22 protein-coding genes and 1 riboswitch are annotated in these 21,674 nt (G+C 59.6%); of the genes, 7 read left to right on the top strand and 15 right to left on the bottom strand.

Annotated elements, in window-relative coordinates; genetic code table 11:
* The first annotated feature begins 100 nt into the window (after window positions 1–100).
* Both QUE41_RS20030 and QUE41_RS20025 read left to right on the top strand, forming a co-directional pair.
* Entirely contained in the window at window positions 101–1,033 is a 933-nt protein-coding gene (locus QUE41_RS20030; protein ID WP_286340715.1) for an SPFH domain-containing protein, read from the top strand.
* Window positions 1,030–1,503 (top strand): NfeD family protein, encoded by a 474-nt coding sequence (locus tag QUE41_RS20025; protein ID WP_286340714.1) that lies wholly within the window; start codon window positions 1,030–1,032, stop codon window positions 1,501–1,503. Before QUE41_RS20030 ends, QUE41_RS20025 begins: the two co-directional genes overlap by 4 nt.
* 536 nt (window positions 1,504–2,039) lie before the next feature.
* Here the strand turns inward: QUE41_RS20025 and QUE41_RS20020 are convergent.
* Genes QUE41_RS20020 through QUE41_RS20000 form a run of 5 tightly spaced genes read right to left on the bottom strand, consistent with a single transcriptional unit; the run spans window position 2,040 to window position 4,671 of the window.
* A complete protein-coding gene (locus tag QUE41_RS20020) occupies window positions 2,040–2,330 on the bottom strand; it encodes a cytochrome c3 family protein (protein ID WP_286340713.1) in 291 nt (96 codons plus the stop codon).
* A 26-nt stretch (window positions 2,331–2,356) separates the two neighbouring features.
* Complete coding sequence (nrfD, locus tag QUE41_RS20015) at window positions 2,357–3,316, bottom strand: cytochrome c nitrite reductase subunit NrfD (protein WP_502875912.1); 960 nt, start codon at window positions 3,314–3,316, stop codon at window positions 2,357–2,359.
* Entirely contained in the window at window positions 3,316–3,981 is a 666-nt protein-coding gene (locus QUE41_RS20010) for a 4Fe-4S dicluster domain-containing protein (protein WP_286340711.1), read from the bottom strand. Before QUE41_RS20010 ends, nrfD begins: the two co-directional genes overlap by 1 nt.
* Entirely contained in the window at window positions 3,978–4,445 is a 468-nt protein-coding gene (locus QUE41_RS20005; protein ID WP_286340710.1) for a cytochrome c3 family protein, read from the bottom strand. Before QUE41_RS20005 ends, QUE41_RS20010 begins: the two co-directional genes overlap by 4 nt.
* Window positions 4,446–4,491: 46 nt before the next feature.
* On the bottom strand, window positions 4,492–4,671 hold the full coding sequence (locus QUE41_RS20000) for a hypothetical protein (RefSeq protein ID WP_286340709.1): 180 nt from the start codon (window positions 4,669–4,671) through the stop codon (window positions 4,492–4,494).
* Window positions 4,672–5,122: 451 nt separating this feature from the next.
* On the opposite strand from QUE41_RS20000, the gene QUE41_RS19995 reads away from it, so the two are divergent.
* Window positions 5,123–6,076, top strand: coding sequence for a LysR family transcriptional regulator (locus QUE41_RS19995; RefSeq protein ID WP_286340708.1), 954 nt, complete (start codon window positions 5,123–5,125; stop codon window positions 6,074–6,076).
* Between the two features lie 50 nt (window positions 6,077–6,126).
* Here the strand turns inward: QUE41_RS19995 and rho are convergent, their stop codons facing one another.
* Both rho and trxA read right to left on the bottom strand, forming a co-directional pair.
* Window positions 6,127–7,392, bottom strand: a complete 1,266-nt coding sequence (gene rho / locus QUE41_RS19990) for a transcription termination factor Rho (RefSeq protein WP_286340707.1) — start codon at window positions 7,390–7,392, stop codon at window positions 6,127–6,129.
* Window positions 7,393–7,615: 223 nt separating this feature from the next.
* Complete coding sequence (trxA, locus tag QUE41_RS19985; RefSeq protein WP_028107862.1) at window positions 7,616–7,942, bottom strand: thioredoxin TrxA; 327 nt, start codon at window positions 7,940–7,942, stop codon at window positions 7,616–7,618.
* A 322-nt stretch (window positions 7,943–8,264) separates the two neighbouring features.
* Between trxA and rhlB the strand changes: the two genes are divergently transcribed.
* From rhlB to QUE41_RS19965, 4 genes are all read left to right on the top strand, one after another.
* The gene (gene rhlB / locus QUE41_RS19980; RefSeq protein ID WP_286340706.1) at window positions 8,265–9,548 is read left to right on the top strand and encodes an ATP-dependent RNA helicase RhlB; all 1,284 of its coding nucleotides are present in this window, start codon (window positions 8,265–8,267) and stop codon (window positions 9,546–9,548) included.
* Entirely contained in the window at window positions 9,535–10,458 is a 924-nt protein-coding gene (locus QUE41_RS19975; RefSeq protein WP_286340705.1) for a Ppx/GppA phosphatase family protein, read from the top strand. The genes rhlB and QUE41_RS19975 overlap by 14 nt, the downstream gene beginning before the upstream one ends.
* Window positions 10,459–10,627: 169 nt before the next feature.
* Complete coding sequence (locus tag QUE41_RS19970) at window positions 10,628–12,022, top strand: L-cystine transporter (RefSeq protein WP_286340704.1); 1,395 nt, start codon at window positions 10,628–10,630, stop codon at window positions 12,020–12,022.
* A 59-nt stretch (window positions 12,023–12,081) separates the two neighbouring features.
* Window positions 12,082–13,416 carry a CoA-disulfide reductase gene (locus tag QUE41_RS19965; RefSeq protein WP_286340703.1) on the top strand — a complete coding sequence of 445 codons (1,335 nt, stop codon included), beginning with the start codon at window positions 12,082–12,084 and terminating at the stop codon, window positions 13,414–13,416.
* Between the two features lie 45 nt (window positions 13,417–13,461).
* Here the strand turns inward: QUE41_RS19965 and QUE41_RS19960 are convergent, their stop codons facing one another.
* The 8 genes from QUE41_RS19960 to tatC all read right to left on the bottom strand — a co-directional run bounded on the left by QUE41_RS19960 (window position 13,462) and on the right by tatC (window position 21,674).
* Entirely contained in the window at window positions 13,462–13,821 is a 360-nt protein-coding gene (locus tag QUE41_RS19960; RefSeq protein ID WP_286340702.1) for a DUF3718 domain-containing protein, read from the bottom strand.
* A 231-nt stretch (window positions 13,822–14,052) separates the two neighbouring features.
* Complete coding sequence (locus tag QUE41_RS19955) at window positions 14,053–14,616, bottom strand: prepilin-type N-terminal cleavage/methylation domain-containing protein (RefSeq protein ID WP_286340701.1); 564 nt, start codon at window positions 14,614–14,616, stop codon at window positions 14,053–14,055.
* A 117-nt stretch (window positions 14,617–14,733) separates the two neighbouring features.
* Window positions 14,734–17,379, bottom strand: coding sequence for a hypothetical protein (locus QUE41_RS19950; protein ID WP_286340700.1), 2,646 nt, complete (start codon window positions 17,377–17,379; stop codon window positions 14,734–14,736).
* 79 nt (window positions 17,380–17,458) lie between these two features.
* Window positions 17,459–17,538: riboswitch (cyclic di-GMP riboswitch) on the bottom strand.
* Window positions 17,539–17,731: 193 nt separating this feature from the next.
* Window positions 17,732–18,271 (bottom strand): thioredoxin family protein, encoded by a 540-nt coding sequence (locus QUE41_RS19945; RefSeq protein ID WP_286340699.1) that lies wholly within the window; start codon window positions 18,269–18,271, stop codon window positions 17,732–17,734.
* A 162-nt stretch (window positions 18,272–18,433) separates the two neighbouring features.
* Entirely contained in the window at window positions 18,434–19,405 is a 972-nt protein-coding gene (hemB, locus tag QUE41_RS19940; protein WP_502876032.1) for a porphobilinogen synthase, read from the bottom strand.
* A gap of 153 nt (window positions 19,406–19,558) precedes the next feature.
* On the bottom strand, window positions 19,559–20,335 hold the full coding sequence (locus tag QUE41_RS19935; RefSeq protein WP_286340697.1) for a TatD family hydrolase: 777 nt from the start codon (window positions 20,333–20,335) through the stop codon (window positions 19,559–19,561).
* Window positions 20,332–20,847 carry a hypothetical protein gene (locus tag QUE41_RS19930; RefSeq protein ID WP_286340696.1) on the bottom strand — a complete coding sequence of 172 codons (516 nt, stop codon included), beginning with the start codon at window positions 20,845–20,847 and terminating at the stop codon, window positions 20,332–20,334. The genes QUE41_RS19935 and QUE41_RS19930 overlap by 4 nt, the downstream gene beginning before the upstream one ends.
* A 71-nt stretch (window positions 20,848–20,918) precedes the next feature.
* On the bottom strand, window positions 20,919–21,674 hold the full coding sequence (gene tatC, locus QUE41_RS19925) for a twin-arginine translocase subunit TatC (RefSeq protein WP_286340695.1): 756 nt from the start codon (window positions 21,672–21,674) through the stop codon (window positions 20,919–20,921).

Below are 21,674 nucleotides of genomic sequence, written 5' to 3'. Positions count from 1 at the left end.
GCAATCATTCCCGAAAGTGGTCATGACATCATTGCCCGACAGTATACTGGTCCCAGGGCCGGCTGTCGCCGCCTACAACCCATTGAGATAAGGAAGAGAGATGGACTTAGGTCTTCTAATCGAACTGCTGGGCCCCAGCATCATCTTCGTGGTCTTCGCCCTGGTGGCGGTCTTTACCGCGGTCAAGATCGTGCCCCAGGGGTATGAGTGGAACGTAGAGCGTTTCGGCCGCTACACCACCTCCCTGAAACCCGGTTTGCACCTGATTGTGCCCTTCGTCGACCAGATCGGCGACAAGGTCAACATGATGGAGCGGGTGCTGGACATCCCCAGCCAGGTGGTGATCAGCAAGGACAATGCCAACGTCACCGTGGATGGGGTGACCTTCATCCAGGTGGTGGACGCGGCCCGGGCTTCCTATGAGGTCAACCATCTGGAGAATGCCATCCAGAACCTGGCGATGACCAACCTGAGGACGGTGCTCGGCTCCATGGAGCTGGATGAGATGCTGTCACGTCGTGATGAGATCAACGACCGTCTGCTGGCGGTGGTGGATGCGGCCACCCAGCCTTGGGGGGTGAAAGTCACCCGCATCGAGATCAAGGACATCGCCCCGCCACGGGAGCTGATCGAAGCGATGAATGCCCAGCTGAAGGCGGACCGCTCCAAGCGGGCCGAGATCCTGGAAGCGGAAGGGGTCAAGCAGTCCGCCATCCTCAAGGCGGACGGTGAGAAGCAGGCGGCGGTTCTGCGGGCCGAGGGTGAGCGGCAGGCGGCCTTCCTCGAGGCGGAAGCCCGGGAGCGTCAGGCGGAGGCGGAAGCCAACGCCACCACCACGGTATCCAACGCCATCGCCAAGGGCGATCTGAACGCCATCAACTACTTTATCGCCCAGAAGTACACCGAGGCGCTGTCCAACATAGGCACCGCCGACTCCAGTAAGCTGGTGCTGCTGCCCATGGAGGGCAGTAACCTGGCGGGCTCCGTTGCCGGCATTACCGAGCTGATTGAAACCGTGAGGAAACAGTCGTGATCGATCTCTTCCTCTCCATGAACGCCACCTACTGGCTGATCCTGGGTCTGGTGTTGCTGACCATGGAGCTGCTCGGCTCCGGCGGCTATCTGCTGTGGATAGGCGGGGCGGCCATGGCCACCAGTGTGGTGGCACGACTCAGCGACATCCGGGCGGAGAACCAATGGGTGCTGTTTGCCACCCTGTCGGTATTGTTTACCCTGGCCTGGTACCTGTATCAGCGTCGCCGCGACAAGCTGGGTCGTCAGCGAAGCGGCCTGAATCAGAGGGCCAAAGCCCTGGTGGGCAGCCAGTGCGTGGTGATGACCCAGGTGACCGCTCAGGACGGAAGGGTGAAGCTGGGGGACAGCAGCTGGCTGGCCTGTACCGAGGGTGGCGGCACCCTGGAGCCCGGTGCCAAGGTTCAGGTGGTGCGGGTCGAGGGAACCAAACTGGTGGTGTCTGCCATCGACGCCCAGGAACACCCCTGACAGTCAGATATTTTTCAGAGGGAGCAGTCATCTGCTCCCTTTTTTATTCTCTGCGCACAGGGGAGTGTTTACACTAATTGCGGCCACTTGTTCTGAAGTTGCGGATTCAATCTACCTTTCTAGTCATCATGGGCATTTTTTTGTTTCGGATTGCTGTGAGCCACCTCAGCCCGGGAAAGTGAAGGGCCAGAGGGAAAGAATCACAGAGAGTAGGATCTAAAAGGGAAACTCATCACTCGATTTTAAGGCATTTCCGCCAAGGCGGTGAGCCTGACATTTCTGTAGATTGAATATTGCGTAATTTTAATTTTTGCAAAGTGTCAGTGTGACTTTCGGAATTTCACCATATTTGGATTTAACTGATTTATAAAGTTTGTTTTATTGGGCAGTCCTCGATTTCCCATTCTGCATTTGGCTTAATTGACTCAAGATAAAAAAGGGCCACCCTGAGGGTGGCCAAATTGGATGAGAGTCTCGAAAGACAGAGCCTTCCTGGCTCATCTGGGGCTCCATCGGGTCCCCAGCCCCCGGTGGTGCTATTGGTGACAGTTGTCGCAGCTGTCGCTGGCGTCGGTGTCTTCATGGACCTGATGGCAGTCGGCGCACTCCAGGTTTCCCTGATGAGCCTGATGGGTCTCCCCCTCCAGCTCGGCCAGCGTACCGTGGCACTGGGTACAGGCCTGGTTTTCATGGACCAGATCGCTGCTGGGCACACCGTCGGCGTGGCAGCTTTCGCAGCCGGACATCTCGCTGTGCATATCCGCCAGGGGCTGGGCCGCCAGGGGCCAGGCCAGGCAGGCAGCCAACAGCATGAGTCTAGGTTTCATCATCATTTCCCTTATTGGTTGTTGGATCAGGCCACGGTCATCTGGCCTGCGTAGAGTACGAAGTGGCGCAGGGCAAACACCCCGACCAGGGTCAGCAGGCAACTGGTGACCACCATGGCATTGCTCTGTTTGATCCGCTCCGGCAGCCAGCGATTGAGGGCGGCGGGCACCAGCATGCCGCCGACCACCACCAGTCCCCAGAAGATGGCGGACCAGAAGCCTCCGCCCAGCGCCACCTTGGCGGCCACCAGGCTTTGTCCTCCCGCAAAGGCCAGCCCAATGAAAAAGGCGAACAGCAGGAAGGCTTCGGTGATCACCACAGGGGTTTCCAGGTGGTGCACATAGTGGATGTCTTCATCGGTGGGCTTGTGCTTGAACAGCGCCAGGCTCATCAGGATGGAGGCGCCGATGCCTGAGGAGACCCCGGACACCAGGAACAGGATGGGCAGAATCGGATTGTTCAGCATGGGATAGCCCTTGAGGGCGGACAGCAGGAATCCGGTATAGGCGCCCAGGATGATCGCCAGCAGTGCCAGGGTGTTCTCTATGGGGCGGGCATGGCGACACAGCCAGTTCACCAGCTTGACGAATCTGGGCAGGGCCACATCCAGCTTCTGCAGCGGGCCGGCAAAGGCGATCAGCAGCCACACCAGCAGCACGCCGATGTAAAGCGACGCGGCGATCACCCCCAGGCTCATCACCGAGGTGGGGTTGTAGAACACCATGATCTTCCAGAACTCCAATGGCTTGGTCAGATCCAACACCAGCAGCATCAGGCCGACCATGATCGCCAGAGGACCGACGGCGGCGGCGCCCTGAACGATGCCGCTGTGGTGGGCCGGCAGGCCTTTGTTTTCCAGTTTACGCTTGGTGAGAATGCCCACCAGGGTGGCCCCGGCGGAGACCCCGGCCAGGAACAGGTAGATGGCGATGGGCCAGTGCCACACCAGGGTGTCGAAGTGCAGTACGCTGTCTAAGTTGCTCATCATAGGACTCCCGGCTTCTGACTGGGGATGCGGAACAGTTTGGGGTTGGTGCCCAGGTCCAGTTTGTCGCGGACGGTACGGGCACTGCGCAGCACCGACACCAGCTCGCTGTTGCGATCGTTGAGGTCACCAAAGGTCAGTGCCCCTGTGGGGCAGGCTTCGACGCAGGCGGGCAGTTTGCCCTGGGCCAGGTTGGTTTTGCGGCAGAAGTCGCACTTGTCGGCGGCCTTGGTGACTGGGTTGATGAAACGGACCCGGTAGGGGCAGGCGGCCAGGCAGTACTGGCAACCGACGCACTTGAAGGGGTCCACATCGACGATGCCGGTGGCCTCATCACGGAAGGCGGCGCCTGTGGGGCAGACACTGATGCAGGGGGCATCCTGGCAGTGCTGGCAGCTCTCACGGGTAAAGACGTAATAGGGCTGGTCCTCTTTGTGGTAGGGACCATCGATGTTCAGTTTAAGGCGGCTGACGCCTTCGGGCACCTGATTGACTTCACGGCAGGCCTGCTCGCAGGCGCGGCAACCGATGCACTTGGTCTCATCGTGAATCAGGGCCAGGTTTTTCCCTTGAGCAGAGGACTCGCCTGCCTCGCTGATGCCCACCGCCGCGGCGGCAGCGCACAGGGCGGAACAGCCCAGAAAATCTCGTCTGGTCAGGCTCATAGTGACTCCTTAGCCTTACGGGCGCCGTGACAGTCAACACACAGCTGGGTGCGCTGGGTTTCGCCGATGCCCCGGATGGGATCCTGGCCTGGATGCAGCTGGTGGCAGGCAGCACAGCTCAGCACCTTCTGATGCACATCATGGGTCCAGTCTTCGGCCCTCAGCTTGCCCGGCTTGTGACAGCGGGCGCATCGCTGGTTCTGTACCGTGACATCGGTGACGCTGTCCGGGCCAAAGGTGATCACTGGGGTTTTGTTCTTGGGATGCTGTCCCTTGTCACCATGGCAGCTGGTGCAGGCCAGCCCCTTGCTGCCGATGGAGGCGTGGACTCCCTCCATGGTGCCATTGCGCTTATGGCAGCGCAGGCATTGAGCGGATGGGTCTTTTGCCGCCTGGGCCAGGGGCTGCACCCCAAGCATCAGGGCGCAGCTGACCAGGATCGAAATCAGGCATCGATCTCTCATAATTTCCTCCGGGGAGAGCGGGAGCCCTTGCGGGCGCCCAGGGTGTTCAGTGTTGGTGGTTGATGTGGCGGGGGGCAGTGCTTTTCACCTCCCGCTTCCGTCCTTGAGTCAGATATTCATACATGCCGACAACAATCGCAGAGGCGATATAGGGCAGGGCAACGAACAGAACGAAGAACAGGAACAGATAAGGTATAACGACAGTTAAGAAAGTACCGAAGCTCATAATATCCTCCTGGATTTAAAAAGGGCGTTTCCCTTTCTTGGTTATTATTATCTCCATTTAAATAATAGAAATTACTTGATTGCGATCAATTTAAATCGTGCAAATAAATAAAACCGACCCATTTTTTGATCTGGAAAATATTTCCATTTTTAGGAAAAGTATTCTGCGAAAATCGGATAATTACATAGTTGTCTTTCGGTTTCCTGGCTTTCTATATGTGAATAAGTGCAATAGGTCATTATGATTATCGTAATTCTACGTAAAACCGGCTTTTTTAAGGTTTCCCAAGGAGTCAAATGCACTAAGTGAAAGAGCCGGTTTCAGAAAACGGATAACAGGATTATAAAACTCTCAATTTAAAACTTTAATTATGTGGCGCACTATGGCTAATTAATGCTATTTTAAATTCAAGCTTTTTTGCGAGGGGCTAACCATGTCTGAAGAATATGGAATGGATAAACTTTGTGAGTTAACCCTGTTTAATATTCTGGTGTTTGTTCGACTCTATGGCACCTTGAACTCTCAAGCGGTCGCCAAGCATCTGCAGGTGCCGCCCTCCAAAGTCAGTCGTGCCCTGGCTTCCCTCCGTCAAAGCCTGGGTGACCCGCTGTTCATTCGCCGCCAGTACGGTTTCGAAGCCACGCCCGTGGCGACCCGCATCTTTCCCGAGATGGAACAGTTGCTCAAGCATGCCAAAGCCTTGTCCAGACAGCTGCATCCTGTAGAGCAGGAGAAGCTCAAGGTGGTGCTGAGTGTGCCGGCCCCGTTGCGTGCCGGGCTCACCCAGCATCTGAATTACAGTTGTCACGAACATCAGGCCAGCATCGACCTGGTGACCCGCACCTGGGGCGCCGGAGTTATCGAGGACATGGAGCGAAACCAGGTGGACATCGGCGTATTCTGTTCCGCCCACGGTTACCCCAAGATGGGCAGTGAACTGGTGGCGGAGAATCAGGCCAGTTACCTGGTGGGCTGCGCCGGTCACGACATCTGGCAGGAAGCGCCGCTGACTCTGGAGGCGCTGATGAGCTACCCCCAGGTGGTCACCGAGATGACCGAGGTGAACTCGGAAGAGGACCTGCTGCAACGTACCGCCCGGGCCATGGGGCAGGAGGTGCTGGTGGAGGCTCGGGTAAACAGTCTGGCGGAGCTGGTGGAGATGGTGGCGGACTCAGAGAATCTGTCTGTGGTCTGTGGCAGTCAGGCGGTGGGTTTCCTGCGCTCCGTGTACGGCATTCGGGTGCAACGATTGCCGGAAGAGCTGCGCCGGGTGGTGGTCAAGCACAACTTCGGCGAACAGATGCCAGGGTTCCACATGTTGCAGCGTCCTGGCCATCAGGCACCTGCCTGGCTGGTGGAATCGGTTCGAGAGTTCGTTCGGGATGCCGCTCAGTCGAGGGATTGACCCGGGATCAAAAAAGGCCGCATCAGCGGCCTTTTTTCATGGAGGGTTCTTTAACCCTTGGAGCGCTTCATGGCGGTGAAGAACTCATCGTTGGTCTTGGTCATGGCCAGACGATCGATAAGGAACTCCATCGCTTCCACCTCCTGCATGGGGTGGAGAATCTTGCGCAGGATCCACATCTTCTGCAGCTCATCCTGACTGGTCAGCAGCTCTTCACGGCGGGTGCCGGAGCGGTTGAAGTCGATGGCAGGGAAGACGCGCTTCTCGGCAATCTTACGAGACAGGTGCAGTTCCATGTTACCTGTGCCCTTGAACTCTTCGTAGATCACTTCGTCCATCTTGGAGCCGGTGTCGATCAGGGCGGTGGCGATGATGGTCAGGCTGCCACCCTCTTCCACGTTACGGGCCGCGCCGAAGAACCGCTTGGGACGGTGCAGGGCGTTGGCGTCCACACCACCGGTCAGAACCTTACCGGAGGAGGGGATCACTGTGTTGTAGGCACGGGCCAGACGGGTGATGGAGTCCAGCAGGATCACCACGTCCTTCTTGTGTTCCACCAGGCGCTTGGCCTTCTCGATCACCATCTCGGCCACCTGAACGTGGCGGGAGGCGGGCTCGTCGAAGGTGGAGGCCACAACCTCACCCTTCACCAGGCGCTGCATCTCGGTCACCTCTTCGGGACGCTCATCGATCAGCAGTACGATCAGCTCACAGTCCGGGTGGTTGTAGGCGATGGACTGGGCGATGTTCTGCAGCAGCAGGGTTTTACCGGCCTTGGGCGGCGCCACAATCAGGCCGCGCTGGCCTTTACCTATGGGGCTGGCCAGATCCAGAACCCGGGCGGTGATGTCTTCGGTAGAACCATTGCCTCGCTCCATGCGCAGACGATCGTTGGCGTGCAGCGGGGTCAGGTTCTCGAACAGAATCTTGTTGCGGGAGTTTTCCGGACGGTCGTAGTTGACCTGGTTGACCTTAAGCAGAGCGAAGTAACGCTCGCCCTCTTTCGGGGGCCGAATCTTACCGGCGATGGTGTCACCGGTACGCAGGTTGAAGCGGCGAATCTGGCTGGGGGAGACGTAGATGTCGTCCGGACCGGCCAGGAAGGAGGCGTCGGCGCTGCGCAAGAAACCGAAACCGTCTTGGAGGATCTCCAGGACGCCACCGCCGAAGATGTCTTCGCCACTCTTGGCGTGGGCTTTGAGTACGGCGAACAGGATATCTTGCTTCCTGGCGCGAGCCATGTTTTCCAGGCCCATGGACTCTGCCAAGGCAACGAGCTCGGAAATGGGTTTCTGCTTAAGTTCAGATAAATTCATGGGAGGGTCTTTGTGGTTGTTTGCGTGCGGCTGATGCCCACGCTTTCATTACAAATTATTTGAAATATTAAGGGAGTGCCCGAGGGCAGGAGCCGATTCAGGCAGGCAAGTGTTGGCTAATAAACTAGCACTAAAGGAAAAAGGCGTCCAGTGTCCCTGGGGGATTTTACGGCTTTGTGAGAGAGGCGGGGCAAACCCAGGCCGAAGCCTGGGCTGGATCCCATTACAGATGAGAGTCGATGAACTCTTTCAGCTGGGTCTTGGAAGCCGCGCCAACCTTGGTGCCGGCCAGCTCGCCATTCTTGAACAGCAGCAGGGTAGGGATGCCGCGGATGCCGAACTTCGCCGGGGTGGCGTTGTTCTGGTCCACGTTGACCTTACCGATGACGATCTGCTCGCCATACTCTTCCGCCAGTTCATCCAGGACCGGGGCGATCATCTTGCAGGGACCACACCACTCCGCCCAAAAGTCGACCAGCACAGGCTTGCTGGATTGCAGTACGTCAGCGTCAAAGCTGTCATCGGTCAGCTGTACAATCTTATCGCTCATTGTTTACTCCGTTTAGTGATAGCTCGGTTCGGAGCCATGGTTGCGATCTTGGGCTCCTTGCCTGGGCTTTCAAGCCTCCGGCGGCTAAAAAAGTGTGTAAATCTTCACCGGGGCACTGTTTGTGTCGGTTTCTGCTGGGATTTACTCCCTGCCACAGAAGATGTGCGCGCCAGTGCCGCTTTCGCGGACAGGCTCTGTTTCCGGGGCATTTCCTCTTCAGACCGGACCTCGGAGGATCGAGTTTCGAACAGGGCAACAGAATCGGTAATATTTGACTGGATCACGTTTTCTAATGCAAGCGCATCCGGTATGCTTTCCAACCATGAGCAAAACACACTTGACTGACACCCGTTTCACCGACCTGCCACTCACCAAAGAGGTGGCTGACGCTCTGGTGGAGACCGGGTTTACCCACTGTACGCCGATTCAGGCCCTCTCCCTTCCTATCGTGCTGGGCGGCAAGGACATTGCCGGTCAAGCTCAAACCGGAACCGGAAAGACCCTGGCCTTTTTGACGGCGACCTTCCATGAACTGATGACTCGCCCTGTGCCAGAACAGCACGACGGCAAGAGTCCACGCGCCATCGTGATGGCTCCAACCCGGGAACTGGCTATCCAGATCCACAAGGATGCGGAGCCCCTGGCCAAGAGCACCGGCCTGAAGATGGGCCTGGTCTACGGCGGCGAGGGCTACGACGCCCAGCGCAATCAGCTGCAGGCGGGCACCGATATCCTCATCGGCACCACCGGCCGGCTGATCGATTACCTCAAGCAGGGGGTCTACAACCTCAACGCCATTCAGGTGATGGTGCTGGATGAGGCGGACCGGATGTTCGATCTCGGCTTTATCCGTGATATCCGTTACATCTTCCGCCGCATGCCTCCTGCCGCAGAGCGTCGTAACATGCTGTTCTCCGCCACCCTCTCCTTCAAGGTGAAGGAGCTGGCCTATGAGCACATGAACGATCCTGTGCACGTCGAGGTGGAGCCTGAGCAGAAGACCGCCAAGCGCATCAAGGAGGAGCTGTTCTACCCCTCCAACAAGGAAAAGATGCCGCTGCTGCTGACCCTCATCGAGGAGGAGTGGCCCGATAAGGCGATCGTCTTTGCCAACACCAAGCACCGTTGTGAAGACATTCACGGCTGGATGGAGGCCGATGGCCATCGCGTCGGCCTGCTGACCGGCGATGTGCCCCAGAAGAAGCGTCTGCGCATCCTGGAGCAGTTCAAAGGCGGCCAGCTCGACTTCCTGGTGGCCACCGACGTGGCGGCCCGTGGCCTGCACATCTCCGACGTGACCCATGTCTTCAACTACGACCTGCCGGATGATTGCGAAGACTACGTGCATCGCATCGGTCGTACCGGTCGTGCCGGTGCCGAAGGTTCCTCCATCAGCTTTGCCTGTGAAGAGTACGCCCTCAACCTGCCGGACATCGAGGCCTACATCGGTCACTCCGTTCCGGTGACCGGCTATGACCCTGACGCCCTGCTGAGCGATCTCAAACGGCCTCAGCGGATTCAGCGCCATCGCCGCACCAACACCGGCGGCAAGCGCCCCGGCGGACGTGACCGCTCCTCCGGTCAGCGTCGACATGACAAGCGTTAATACCAGCAACGGCGGCCTTTTGGCCGCCGTTACTCTAGGGTCCAACAGTTTCAATCTGCTCCTGGCCGAGCCCGTGCCGGGTTCTCTTCCTCGCATCGTCGCCAAACACAAGCGCAAGGTGCGTCTGGCCGAAGGGATGGATGAGCGCGGCCTCTCCCCTGAGGCACAGGCACGTGGGCTGGATTGCCTCGCCTGGTTCGGCGAGATCCTGGCCCAGGCTCAGCCTGCCCAGGTGGCCGTGCTGGCCACCGCCGCCCTGCGCTGCGCCGCCAATGGTGCCGCGTTCTGCGACCGGGCCGAGCCTCTGCTGGGTCATGCCATCCAAGTGATCTCTGGCGATGAGGAGGCGGAGCTTATTTACACCGGCATGCGCGCCTCCACCCCGGTTCAGGGGGAAGCCCTGGTGATCGACATCGGCGGCGCCAGCACCGAGCTGGTGGTGGGAGACGAGGGGCAGATCCACTACAAGCACTCCTTTGATCTGGGCTGCGTCCTCTACACCCAGGGTTACTTCTCTGGCGAGATCAACGAAGCCGCCTTCGAAGCGGCCAATGCGGCGGTGCAGGCCAGGCTGGCGGAACAGCTGCCCCGGCTGAAGGCGCAGCGATGGCAGCATTGCCTTGGCGTCTCTGGCACGGTCCGTGCCCTGTTTGAGCTGGCTCAGGCCCAGGGGCACGACTTGGATGCTTTGACGCCTGGGTATCTGCGTCAGGTGCGTCAGAGTCTGTGTCAGGACAGCGACGCTTTGCTGGCCCAGCTGGATGAGGAGCGGCGCATCCCCTTTGCCGCCGGCGTGGCCATCTTGCTGGCCCTGTTCGAGCTGCTGGAGATCGATGCCTTGAGACTGGCGGGGGGCGCCCTTCGTGAGGGGCTGTTGCACCGTTTGCAGAGTGCCCTGGCTTCTTATTAACTTTTACTTATATGCAATGCATTTTGGTGCTAAAGCCGGGCTTTTGGCCTCGGGTATCCTGTACTACCGCCCGAAATAAATCCCTCGAATTCCGGGTCTAAAGAACAATATCGCACCAAATTTTTTCACATTTCGCAGAGAGAGCCCCGTTGGGGCGAGGTAAAAGAGTATGAGTCTACTGGTGGTCGCCAACCTGTTGGTGATGTTGGCCCTGTTGTGGATGCTGTACCGCATGCAGCAGAAGCACATGAAATTTACCCACAGGGTGTTTGCCGGTTTGGGCCTGGGTGTTGCCTTCGGCCTGGTGTTGCAGCTGATCTACGGAGTGGACTCTCCGGAGCTGATCACCTCCATCGACTACTTCAATATCGTCGGCAAGGGCTATGTCCAGCTGTTGAAGATGATCGTCATGCCCCTGGTGATGGTCTCCATCATCAGCGCCATCCTTAAGCTCAAGGATGCCGAGGCCCTGGGGCGCATCAGCGGCCTGACCATAGGGATTCTGCTGGTCACCGTGGCCATCGCCGGCCTCATCGGTTTCTTCGTGGCCAACCTGTTCGGCCTGACCGCGGAAGGGCTGACCCAGGGGGCCCGGGAAGCGGATCGCGCCGCCTACCTGATGTCCCGGGAGGGCGCGGCCACCGGCATCTCCATCGCCACCACCCTGGTCAACTTGATCCCCGCCAACCCCTTCCTGGATATGACCGGGGCCCGGGATACCTCCATCATCTCCGTGGTGATCTTCTCCGCCTTCGTTGGGGTGGCTGGCCTGGGCCTGCACCGCAAGCAGCCGGAGGTGGCAGAGCGCTTCGACCGTTTCGTGGAGGTGGCCTACGCGGTGGTGATGCGCATCGTCACCCTGGTGCTGAGGCTGACCCCCTACGGTGTGATGGCGTTGATGACCAAGGTGCTGGCCACCAGTCAGTTCGCCGACATCTTCAACCTGATCAACTTCGTGGCCGCCTCCTACCTGGCCCTGGGGCTGATGTTCCTGGTGCACCTGGGGCTTGTCACCTTCTTCGGCGGCAACCCGGTGACCTTCGTGCGCAAGGTGTTGCCTGTGCTCTCCTTCGCCTTCACCAGCCGCACCAGCGCCGGCACCATACCGCTGAACATCCAGACCCAGACCCAGAGGCTGGGGGTGCCTGATGGCATCGCCAACCTGGCGGCCTCCTTCGGAGCCACCATAGGTCAGAATGGTTGCGCCGGCATCTACCCGGCGATGCTGGTGGCGATGATCGCCCCCACAGTGGGCATCGATCCCATGACCCCGACCTTTATCGCTACCCTGATCGCCACCATAGTGGTGGGCTCCTTCGGTGTGGCCGGTGTGGGGGGCGGTGCCACCTTCGCGGCGCTGATCGTCCTCACTGCACTGGATCTGCCAGTGGCCCTGGCCGGCTTGCTGATCTCCATCGAGCCGCTGATCGACATGGGGCGTACCGCGCTGAACGTGAATGGCGCCATGACCGCCGGTTTTGTTACCAGCCGGGTCTTGGGTCAGACCGACATGTCGGTGTATAACTCTGAGCAGGAACTGGACGTGGATCTGGAGTCGGCCTGAGCCGCCCAAGAATAGGATCAAGGCCGCCCCATGGCGGCCTTTTATTTGGAAGATAGTGTATGAGAATTGTCATCATCGGCGCCGAAGCCGCCGGAATGAGCGCCGCCGCCAAGGCCAGGCGCACCGACCCTGAGGCGGAGATCATCGTCTTTGAGCAATCCCAGGTGGTCTCCTTCGGCGCCTGTGGCTTGCCCTATTACATCGGTGACAGCTTCGATGACAGTGGGTTTATGGCGGAGCGCAGTGTCGAGCAGTTTCGCGATTCCGGCATCGATCTGCGCGTTGGCCACCGTGTCGAACGACTGGACATGGCCAAGCGCACCCTGCTGGTGACCGATCTGGCCAAGGGCCGCAGCTTTCCCCAGTCCTTCGACAAGCTGCTGATCGCCACCGGTGCTGCCCCGGTGGCGCCTCCGGTGACTGGCCTGGATCTGGAGCGGGTGTTTTTCCTCAAGACCCTGGAGGATGGCCTGACCATCAAGCCATTGCTGGCATCCGACCAGGTGCAGGACGTGGTGGTCATCGGCGCCGGTTACATCGGCCTGGAGGTGGCCGAGGCCCTGGTGCATCAGGGCAAGCGGGTGAGGGTGATAGAGCGCGCCCAGCGGGTGCTCAGCGAATCCTTTGACGCCGAGATCAGCGAACTGATGGAGGCGGAGCTGCTCCGCCAGGGGGTGCAGTTGCACCTGAACGAGTCGGTGACCGCTCTGGAAGGGGAGGGTCAGGTGCGCCAGGTGGTGTCGGAGCTGGGACAGTATCCGGCGGATCTGGTGATCCTGGCCACCGGGGTGAAGCCCACCACCGAGTTTCTGGCCGACACCGGCATTGACCGCCTGGCCAACGGTGCCATCGTCATCGACCCCCAGGGTCGCACCAGCCTGGCCAGCGTCTATGCGGCGGGGGATTGCGCCACTGTAACTCACAGAGTGACTGGCCGTCCCGCTTATCTGCCTCTGGCCACCAGCGCCAACAAGCTGGGCAGGATGATCGGCGAAAACCTCTGTGGCAGGGAGAAGCAGTTCCCCGGAACCCTGGGCAGTGCCGGGGTCAAGGTGCTGGGCTTGGAAGCAGGCCGAACCGGACTGAGTGAGCAGGAGGCTAAGGCCCAGGGGCTGGTTTACAGTACCGTGGTGATCAATGACAAGAACACCACCAACTATGTACCGGGTCAGAGCGACTTGCGGGTGAAGCTGGTGTACCGCACCGAGGACAAGCGTCTGTTGGGTGGCCAGGTGGCCGGTGGACCGGGCGCGGTGCTTAGGGTGGATGCTTTGGCGGCGGCCATCGTTGGCGGTTTGACCACCGAAGACCTGGGGATGCTGGACCTGGTCTATGCGCCCCCCTTTGCCCGAACCTGGGACGCCCTCAACGTGGCGGGCAATGTCGCGAAGTAAAGCTTGAGCCTGAAAGGGGAGCCTGGAGGCTCCCCTTCTCTTTGGCTAGTGGCCCTCTATCCTGAAGGTGCCGGTCATGGCGGTCAGATCGGTGATCTCCACCTCCTGCTTGATGGCATCCCGGCTGAACTTGGCCAGGTGTTTGGCCACCCTGGGGTCCGCATTGTATTGGGCGGCGAATACGGCAACCGGGATATCATTGCACTTCAGTTCCCGGGAAACCTGCATCAGGCGGTAGCCGGAATGCGCCAGAGTGCGATCCATCGAACGCCAGTTTTCGGTGACCGCAGTCAGGCAGAGCTGGGTTTCGATCCTGTCATCGGCGGCAATAAATTGCCTGTCCTGAGCTGTGGCTGTCCCCAGGGTTCCCAAGGCCAGCAGTCCGGTCATCAACAGTGTTTTCATTATTCAGTGTCCTTTCTGTGGTGGGGGTTAGCACACTGTGGCAGAGAGCCTGGGGAATGCTGTTAGCAAAGGGTGAGCAGATGTAACCGCCTTAGACTCCCCATTTGGGGAGTGACGGGATGAACAGCAGATTCTCAGCGGCTTATGAAGAGGCGCCGCTTCAGGGCGCAAATGCCCTCTTACAGGGCGATACAGTTTGACACACCATGGCTGGTCTCTGGCCAGCCATCTTTAGCGCTCGATAAGGCGAACGTGTCCCAGCTCAGAGTTGTACTCCACCACCAGTGCGGCACTGCTCCTGTCCCTGGTGTCTCCGCCCCCCCGATAGACGTAGCTGCAGCGGCTCATGGGGGCGCTGTCGCCATTTTCATTGTGGCGGTAGGCATGGTAATCGGCGTCCGCCGAGTTGGCATCACCTGGCAGTGTCGCCAGTGGTGGATCGGTCAGTAAGGTGTCCCAAAGCGAGACGCACCCCTGATCGCCCTGGCCTATCTGCATCGGCTGTCCCATGGGACTGTTTTTGTCGATGCCCAATGGGTAGCCCAGGGGATTCATGTCCAATACGCCGCCCACATAGCCGGGAAGGTTGACGATCTCCTCGCCTGGGCTCTCCAACTGCCATTTGGCATGGGCAAACTCCACCGCCTGCTGCAGGGCGGCTGTCTGGGCCCTGGCGGCATTTGCCTGAGCTTCCGGTGTCAGGTTGAGAAAGCGGGGCAGGGCCACTATGGCCAAAATGCCCAGAAGGATCAGCACCAGCACCAGTTCAATCAGGGTAAATCCGCGTATCTTCATCCTTGAGCCCTTAGGTCAGCACAGATCAGTCCAGAGGGGTAAGGGTAACGGATTTGCAGGAAATTGGTAAGAGTATCAAAGAGAAGGGGCGGCTCAGGCCGCCCCTTGATGCTAGGGTTAACGAATCAGGCTGAACTGGAAACTGTCCAGAGATTCCAGCTCGGCGGTGCCATCCTCGGCGATGGCAAAGCTTCGGGTCAGCACCTGTTCCGTGCCTTCACTGCCAAACCAGTAGAGGTGATGGCGCTGGGGTGAGGCTTCACCATTGGGATCAATGGGGCTCAGCTCCAGGCCGGAGTCGGTCAGGTACCAGACCATCTCAAAGGCCGTCGGCGCATTGGGATCCTCTTCAGGACATTGGGCCTGATCGACCCAGCCAAAACCTTCCTGATCGGTGGGCAGGCCATTGAGGTGCAGATCCAGTACGCAGCTCTCCTGACCCATGGCGGAGAGTCTCAGGTCCAGTGGCGCTGCCAGTCCCTCAAGGGTGAAGGGGCGCACCAGGCTCATGCTGTATTCGCGTACCTGGCCCTCCTCCTCTTCAGACACTTTCATCACGTCGCTGCCCAGACCTTCCGCAGGAAGCTGAATCAGTACCTGATCATCGGAACCAAACAGCATTTGCAACTGATGGTTGGCGTCAACCAGCCATGAACCAAGCAGGATCTCGGTTTCCATGAGGTCGCCCTCCAGCTCCTCCAGCCAGACCTGTACCTGTCCTTCGCGGCTGAAGTGGATCAGCGCCTCAAAGTCGCCGTCCTGAGCCAGATAACGTTTGCCCACCAGGGCGGCCATGGCGGTTTCATCGGCCACCAGATCCGGGGTGGTCGGCTCTTCGCCGGGCTCCACACCGTCATCGGGCTCCTGGCCGTCGTCTGGTTCGAAGCCACACTCCTCGGCATCTTCTACCTCACGCAGCTCCGGAGTCCCCAGATTGGCCAGGAAGGCGTCCATGGCCACCTGGTTGAAGCCCCACTGATCGCTGCGGGTCAGGCCTTCGCCAAGGACAAAGCCGTGACGTACCGCCCCTTCGTATTCGGTCAGAAGAGGCTGCGCCCGGCGACGATGGGTAAAGGAGTGGCCCCACTCAGGCAGGTTCAGCACCAGGCCCATGGGGGTTTTGTTCCAGCTGGCGTCGGCGTTCTCTTTCAGCTCGGGAGCGCCACAGCCGTTGTCATCGCACTCATCGTGCTCTATGACATAGAGTTGTACCTGACCCTGCTCCTGTTCAATGGAGCCCTGAAGGGCAACGGCCAGGCTGGTGTCATCGTCACCACCTATGTAGACCAGTTTGGGCTCTTCGGTGTCGGCGTCATTCATCAGCTCGGCCAGAGTCTGAACCGGACCCGTTGGCAGAACCACCTGGTTGCACCACCGAACCGAGGCGTCACACTCTGCCCGGTAGGGCAGCATGGCGCGGCTCTCCAGCTGCTTGAAGGTCATCTGGAAACCGCTGGCACCCTCAGGGAAGAGGTGGTCGCCACTGAACAGGGATTTCCACTCGTGTTCGCCCTTGGCGTAGCGCTTAAGTTTCAAATCAGACAGATCCAGCTGCTGAGCCCAGACCTGCTGGCGGCCATCCATATCGGAGCTGACGATGACTGAGCCATCCTCCTCCAGGGAGACCACCTCCACCTGGTCGTTCATCTCCGCCCAGGCTTCCCCTTTCCACACCAGCATGTCGCGATCTTCCTCTTCGGTAATCTCGACAAAACCGGCGTCAGGGCCGTCATAACGGAAGCGGTTGAAGGTGATCAGGGATTCCACCTTCTGAATCTGCTGGTAGCCCAGCTCGCGCTCTTTGATGCACTGGTTGGTGCTGGCGTCAAAGAACACCTCGGAGTGGCCATCCAGCTCGAACATGCCCCCTTCAGACTCAAGCAGGGTCAGCAGACTGGCCTCTTCGAGGTCGCCGCGCTCGCGCTTACGCTCGACTCTGTCCTGCACGTCTTCCGGGTCAAGAGGCAGCTCGCCGGCGACTTCGTCGGCGATGGTGTCGGCATCGGGCTCCTGGCCATTGGCTTCCGCCTCATCCACCCGGTTCACCAGACGCTCCAGGTTTTCGGTCAGGGTTTCGGCGATGGCGTCGGCCACTTCATTGTCTTCGGCGTCGCCGCCGGTGCCGCCGTTCTGCTCTACGGCATGTTTCGCCTTGGCGGTCACCCGGGCGACCACCTGGGCCACTCGGTGCAGCCGCTTGTAGCCGTCGCCGTTGGCCTGTTGCTGCTTGCCGACGATGTAGTCCTCGACCAGGCTCAGATCCGAGCCCAGAATGCCCAGGGTTTGTTCCAGGGCCGCTGCCGCGGTTTCCTGATCCACACCGGCCCTGTCCATCTCAGAGGCGAGCAGGGTGGTCAGCGGGCTGACAAACTCCACCACACCGGCCGGTGCCGTCATGGTGTAGCCCTGGGTCAGCACTACGCCCGGGTTGTCTTCATCCTCGGTCTGGCCGGCAATCACCTTCACCAGCATCTGCACCTGGCTGAGATCCAGGGTGGCATCGAGGTTTTCGAAACTGTACTGGCCTCCGGCCTGGGTCAGGGTGCTGGGCTCATCGGCGTCGCATTCGCCGTTGCGGTTGAGATCCAGACATACCTGGGCATTGACCAGATAACCATCGGCGGTCGCGCCTTCAAGGCTTTGGCCTGGCTGGGGTTCGGGTTGAGGTGCCGGGGCGGAGTCAGAGGAGCCGCCGCCACAGGCGGTGAGTTGGGTCAGAGCCGCTGTCAGGGACAGGGCGATAAGGTGGCGCTTGAACTGCATAAATCTACCATCTCCAATGGTTGATCCTATCCAAACGCTGTCTTTGGCTGTGTGGAGTCCTCCCAAAGAGGGACTCACCGCTGGAAACCCCGCTATCTCGCTTGGGCGAGACCGGAAGCTTTGCGTCCCAACCTCACGGTTGGTTTGCCATTGTCAGCGTAACGAAAACTGAACCCAGGACTCGGTTTATCCTTGGGTCGGGACCATTAGAGCATGGTGAAGTGAGGGTGTCAGTGGGTGTACTTGGTACTGAGATGAAGTGATGGGCGCTTGTAAATATTGTCTTTACAAATCAATGTTTTGAAGTGGCGCTAAGAGGCCGAACCAGTTGGGCTGATTCGGCCTGAGGGGATTATTTGAGGATCTCGGCCAGATCCTGCTCCAGGGAGTGCTTGGGAGTCTCGACGATGCGGCCGATCTCCTTGCCATCCTGGATCACCATAAAGGTGGGGATGCGCTTGAACTCATAGGCGGCCGCCAGGTTCTGCGGATCGGATTTCTGGCGATCGACGCCGATGTAGCGCACGGACAGCTTGTCGTTGCCGACCTGCTCCAGCAGTTTGGCGAAGCGTGGGGTCTCGCGATGGCAGTCGGGGCACCAGGTGCCGATGATCACCACGATCTCCGTGGGGGTGTCTACCGCCTTCAGGGCGTCAACCCAGTTGGACTGGGGTGCGTAGCTGTCGAAGTTGTCTCCGTAGCCGGGGATCGCGTCAATAATGTCGGCCATGGCCAGTTCACCGGTCAAAATTACCTCCTGTTTCTCCTCTTGGGTGCAGGTGGCGAAGGGGCCCTTCTGGCCCTCTTCGAAACCACAGCCGGAGTTTGCCATAGCGTAGGGGCTCATCAAAGCCGGGGCCAGCATCATGGCCAGCAAAGTTGTCTTTTTCATGGTGCTCTCATTCTCTCTATCCTGCTGACCAGTCTGACTCAGAATTGTCGACTTTGTTCTTCCAGAATTGTGGAAACGTGACCGGGATCGGTCAAAACCGAACAGGGGCGGGCAATGAAAAGGGGAGCCGAAGCTCCCCTTGTGTCGTTCAGGCGCGGAACCTTACTTCTCGTTCAGCCACTGGGCCACACGCTTGGCGAAGTAGGTCAGCACGCCATCGGCGCCGGCACGCTTGAAGCACAGCAGGGACTCCATGACGATCTTACGCTCGTCCAGCCAGCCGTTCTGGATGGCGGCCATGTGCATGGCGTACTCGCCGCTGACTTGATAGGCGAAGGTGGGCACCTGCAGTTCGCTTTTCACCCGGCGCACGATGTCCAGGTAGGGCATGCCAGGCTTCACCATCACCATGTCGGCACCCTCTTCGATGTCCATGGCCACCTCTTGCAGGGCCTCATCGGAGTTGGCGGGATCCATCTGGTAGGTGTGCTTGTTGCCACCTTTGAGGTTGCCGGCGGAGCCGACCGCGTCGCGGAAGGGGCCGTAGTAGCTGGAGGAGTACTTGGCGGAGTAGGCCAGAATCTGGGTGTTGACGTGACCCGCCTCTTCCAGGGCGTCACGGATGGCGCCGATGCGGCCATCCATCATGTCGGAGGGGGCCACTACGTCGGCGCCGGCTTCGGCGTGAGACAGGGCCTGCTTCACCAGCACCTCGGTGGTGATGTCATTGAGGATGTAACCCTCGTCGTCGATGATGCCGTCCTGACCGTGGGTGGTGAAAGGATCCAGGGCCACATCGGTGATCACCCCCAGCTCGGGGAATTCGCGCTTGAGGGCACGGACCGCTTTCTGGGCCAGGCCTTCAGGGTTGTAGGCCTCTTCGGCACCCAGGGACTTCTTCTCCTGAGGGGTGACCGGGAACAGGGCTACGGCCGGAATACCCAGCTCCACCAGCTCGCGGGCCTCTTCGATCAGCAGATCGATGGAGAGACGCTCGACGCCGGGCATGGAGTCGACCAGTTCCTTACGGGCATTGCCCTCCAGAACGAACACCGGATAGATCAGATCGTTGACGCTCAGCTGGCTCTCGGCCATCAGGCGACGGGAGAAGTCATGGCGACGCATCCGACGCATACGGCGGCGGGAAAAAGGTCCGGTTACAACGGTCACTTGCAGCTCCTTATGAATGAGGGGTTATCGCCAAAGACCGATCACAGTGTGACGGAGGTCAGGCCGATAGAACGGCGTCAATATTAGCAAACTCTACTCCTTAAGGCAGGAGCTTAATCACACTTGAAACAGGCGCTTGGCATTCTGTAGACAGTGTTGGGACAGCGTATCCACACTTTGGTTGCGCAGCTCGGCCACTTTATTGGCGATGTGTGGCAGCCATCTCGGTTCGTTGCGCCGGGTCTTAGGTTTGGGGCGGATGTCCCTGGGGATCAGATAGGGGGCATCGGTCTCCAGCAGCAGGCGGTCATCGGGGATCTGCGGTACCAGCCGGGCCAGCTCTGCCCCCCGGCGCTCGTCACAGACCCAGCCGGTGATGCCGATATAGAGGTCCAGTTCCAGGGCCTGATGCAGTTCCTGTTCGCTGCCGGTGAAGCAGTGCAGCACCCCGCCGCTGAGGTTGCCTCGCACCTCTGACACCATGGCGGTGAACTCCTCGCCGGCATCCCGGCAGTGCATCAGCGCCGGTTTGCCCAGGTCGCAGGCCAGCCTCAGCTGGGCCTCGAAGGCGCGGCGCTGATCCGGCCTGGGGGAGAAGTCCCGGTTGAAATCCAGGCCGCACTCACCCACGGCCACCACCCTGGGGTGACGGCACAGGGCTTCGATCTGTGCTGGACTGCTGGCATCGAAGCCACTGGCGTAGTGGGGATGGATGCCGGCGGTAATGAAGACGCCGGGATGCTGCTCCGCCAGGGGCTGCAGCTGCCGCGCCTCCTCCAGATCGCTGGCCAGGCCGATAAGGGTATCGACTCCGGCTTCCTGGGCGCGGGCCAGCACCAGCTCAAGGTCCTCCCTGAACTGGCTGGAGGTCAGATTGACCGCAATGTCGATCATTGCACGCGCTTCACCCGGGCGCTCTTGCTGCTGCCCTCCTGGGTCAGCATAAAGGAGCCAAGGGAGGCCTTCTCGATGGTGACCGGCTTGTCCTTCTTGAAGCGGAATCGCTTGGAGTCGATCTGCTTCCACACCTGGCCATTGTCCAGGGTGATGATGAACTTACCGTAGGGATCCTGCTTCAGCTTGCTAACACTGGCCTTAATCGCTTCCGGCTCTTCGGGACGCTTGTCGCTCAGGCCAAAGCGTTCATTGGCGGCTTCGGGCGCCTTAGCCTGAGGGGGAAGGGCTTTCTTGGACTGGGCGAGCGCTTTCATGGGCTTACCCAACTTGTCGAAGCACACCAACCGGTCCAGTTTGTCTTTCTCACTGGCGCAGTTCACCACCGCCTCGGCGGCCTTGTCGTAACAGGCCAGGCGCTGGATCTGATCTTTGATTGAGTGGCAGGCCGCGTCGGCGGCAGAGACAGCTGCCGGGGCAAGCAGCAGGGAGAAAACGGCGGTCTTAAGCATAACAGTTCCTTGATTAAACCTGATGCCAAGCGCATTGATGGGCAATGCGCTTAGTGACCGCCGTGACTGGGCTACTCTTCGGTGGGCTCCTCTTGTACCTCTTCCTCTTCGTCGTCCTTAGGCTGGTAAAGACGGGAGAAGAACAGGCCACCCTCAAACAGCAACAGCATGGGCAGAGCCAGCATGGTCTGAGAGATGATGTCCGGCGGCGTTAACAGCATACCAACAACGAAGGCGCCGACAACAATGTAGGGGCGATTTTTCTTGAGATCGTCCGGGGTGGTCATGCCGGTCCACACCATCAGGATCACCGCCACCGGAATTTCGAAGGCGAGGCCGAAGGCGAAGAACAGCTTGAGGACGAAGCTCAGGTAGCTGTTGATGTCCGTGGCCACCTGTACCCCTTCCGGAGCAACGCTGGTGAAGAAGCCAAACACCACGGGGAACACGATAAAGTAGGCAAATGCGATGCCGGCGTAGAACAGGAGGGAGCTGCTGATCAGCAGAGGGAAGACCAGCTTCTTCTCATGCTTGTACAGACCCGGGGCGATAAAGGCCCACACCTGATACAACACATAGGGCATGGCGATGAACAGCGCCACAAACATGGTCAGCTTGAACGGGGCGAAGAAGGGGGAGGCCACGTCCGTTGCGATCATGGAGGCGTTCTCCGGCATCACCTCCAACAGGGGCAGCGACAGGAAGTTGTAGATGTCGTTGGCCCAGTAGGCGAGGCTGGCGAACACGAGCAGGACGCCGCCTATTGCGTGCAACAGGCGGTTTCTCAGCTCGAGCAGATGACTGATTAGGGGTTGCTGCTCGGACAT

The organism is Ferrimonas sp. YFM (assembly GCF_030296015.1).
Taxonomy (GTDB): domain Bacteria; phylum Pseudomonadota; class Gammaproteobacteria; order Enterobacterales; family Shewanellaceae; genus Ferrimonas.
This window is presented reverse-complemented; position numbering and strand designations above follow the sequence as displayed.

Excerpts from the sequence above, each read along its gene's own strand:
- QUE41_RS20030 (WP_286340715.1), top strand. The coding sequence starts at position 101 with ATGGACTTAGGTCTTCTAATCGAACTGCTGGGCCCCAGCATCATCTTC.
- QUE41_RS20020 (WP_286340713.1), bottom strand. The coding sequence starts at position 2,330 with ATGAAACCTAGACTCATGCTGTTGGCTGCCTGCCTGGCCTGGCCCCTG.
- nrfD (WP_502875912.1), bottom strand. The coding sequence starts at position 3,316 with ATGAGCAACTTAGACAGCGTACTGCACTTCGACACCCTGGTGTGGCAC.
- QUE41_RS20010 (WP_286340711.1), bottom strand. The coding sequence starts at position 3,981 with ATGAGCCTGACCAGACGAGATTTTCTGGGCTGTTCCGCCCTGTGCGCT.
- QUE41_RS20005 (WP_286340710.1), bottom strand. The coding sequence starts at position 4,445 with ATGAGAGATCGATGCCTGATTTCGATCCTGGTCAGCTGCGCCCTGATG.
- QUE41_RS20000 (WP_286340709.1), bottom strand. The coding sequence starts at position 4,671 with ATGAGCTTCGGTACTTTCTTAACTGTCGTTATACCTTATCTGTTCCTG.
- QUE41_RS19995 (WP_286340708.1), top strand. The coding sequence starts at position 5,123 with ATGGATAAACTTTGTGAGTTAACCCTGTTTAATATTCTGGTGTTTGTT.
- rho (WP_286340707.1), bottom strand. The coding sequence starts at position 7,392 with ATGAATTTATCTGAACTTAAGCAGAAACCCATTTCCGAGCTCGTTGCC.
- trxA (WP_028107862.1), bottom strand. The coding sequence starts at position 7,942 with ATGAGCGATAAGATTGTACAGCTGACCGATGACAGCTTTGACGCTGAC.
- rhlB (WP_286340706.1), top strand. The coding sequence starts at position 8,265 with ATGAGCAAAACACACTTGACTGACACCCGTTTCACCGACCTGCCACTC.
- QUE41_RS19975 (WP_286340705.1), top strand. The coding sequence starts at position 9,535 with ATGACAAGCGTTAATACCAGCAACGGCGGCCTTTTGGCCGCCGTTACT.
- QUE41_RS19970 (WP_286340704.1), top strand. The coding sequence starts at position 10,628 with ATGAGTCTACTGGTGGTCGCCAACCTGTTGGTGATGTTGGCCCTGTTG.
- QUE41_RS19965 (WP_286340703.1), top strand. The coding sequence starts at position 12,082 with ATGAGAATTGTCATCATCGGCGCCGAAGCCGCCGGAATGAGCGCCGCC.
- QUE41_RS19960 (WP_286340702.1), bottom strand. The coding sequence starts at position 13,821 with ATGAAAACACTGTTGATGACCGGACTGCTGGCCTTGGGAACCCTGGGG.
- QUE41_RS19955 (WP_286340701.1), bottom strand. The coding sequence starts at position 14,616 with ATGAAGATACGCGGATTTACCCTGATTGAACTGGTGCTGGTGCTGATC.
- QUE41_RS19950 (WP_286340700.1), bottom strand. The coding sequence starts at position 17,379 with ATGCAGTTCAAGCGCCACCTTATCGCCCTGTCCCTGACAGCGGCTCTG.
- QUE41_RS19945 (WP_286340699.1), bottom strand. The coding sequence starts at position 18,271 with ATGAAAAAGACAACTTTGCTGGCCATGATGCTGGCCCCGGCTTTGATG.
- hemB (WP_502876032.1), bottom strand. The coding sequence starts at position 19,405 with ATGCGTCGGATGCGTCGCCATGACTTCTCCCGTCGCCTGATGGCCGAG.
- QUE41_RS19935 (WP_286340697.1), bottom strand. The coding sequence starts at position 20,335 with ATGATCGACATTGCGGTCAATCTGACCTCCAGCCAGTTCAGGGAGGAC.
- QUE41_RS19930 (WP_286340696.1), bottom strand. The coding sequence starts at position 20,847 with ATGCTTAAGACCGCCGTTTTCTCCCTGCTGCTTGCCCCGGCAGCTGTC.
- tatC (WP_286340695.1), bottom strand. The coding sequence starts at position 21,674 with ATGTCCGAGCAGCAACCCCTAATCAGTCATCTGCTCGAGCTGAGAAAC.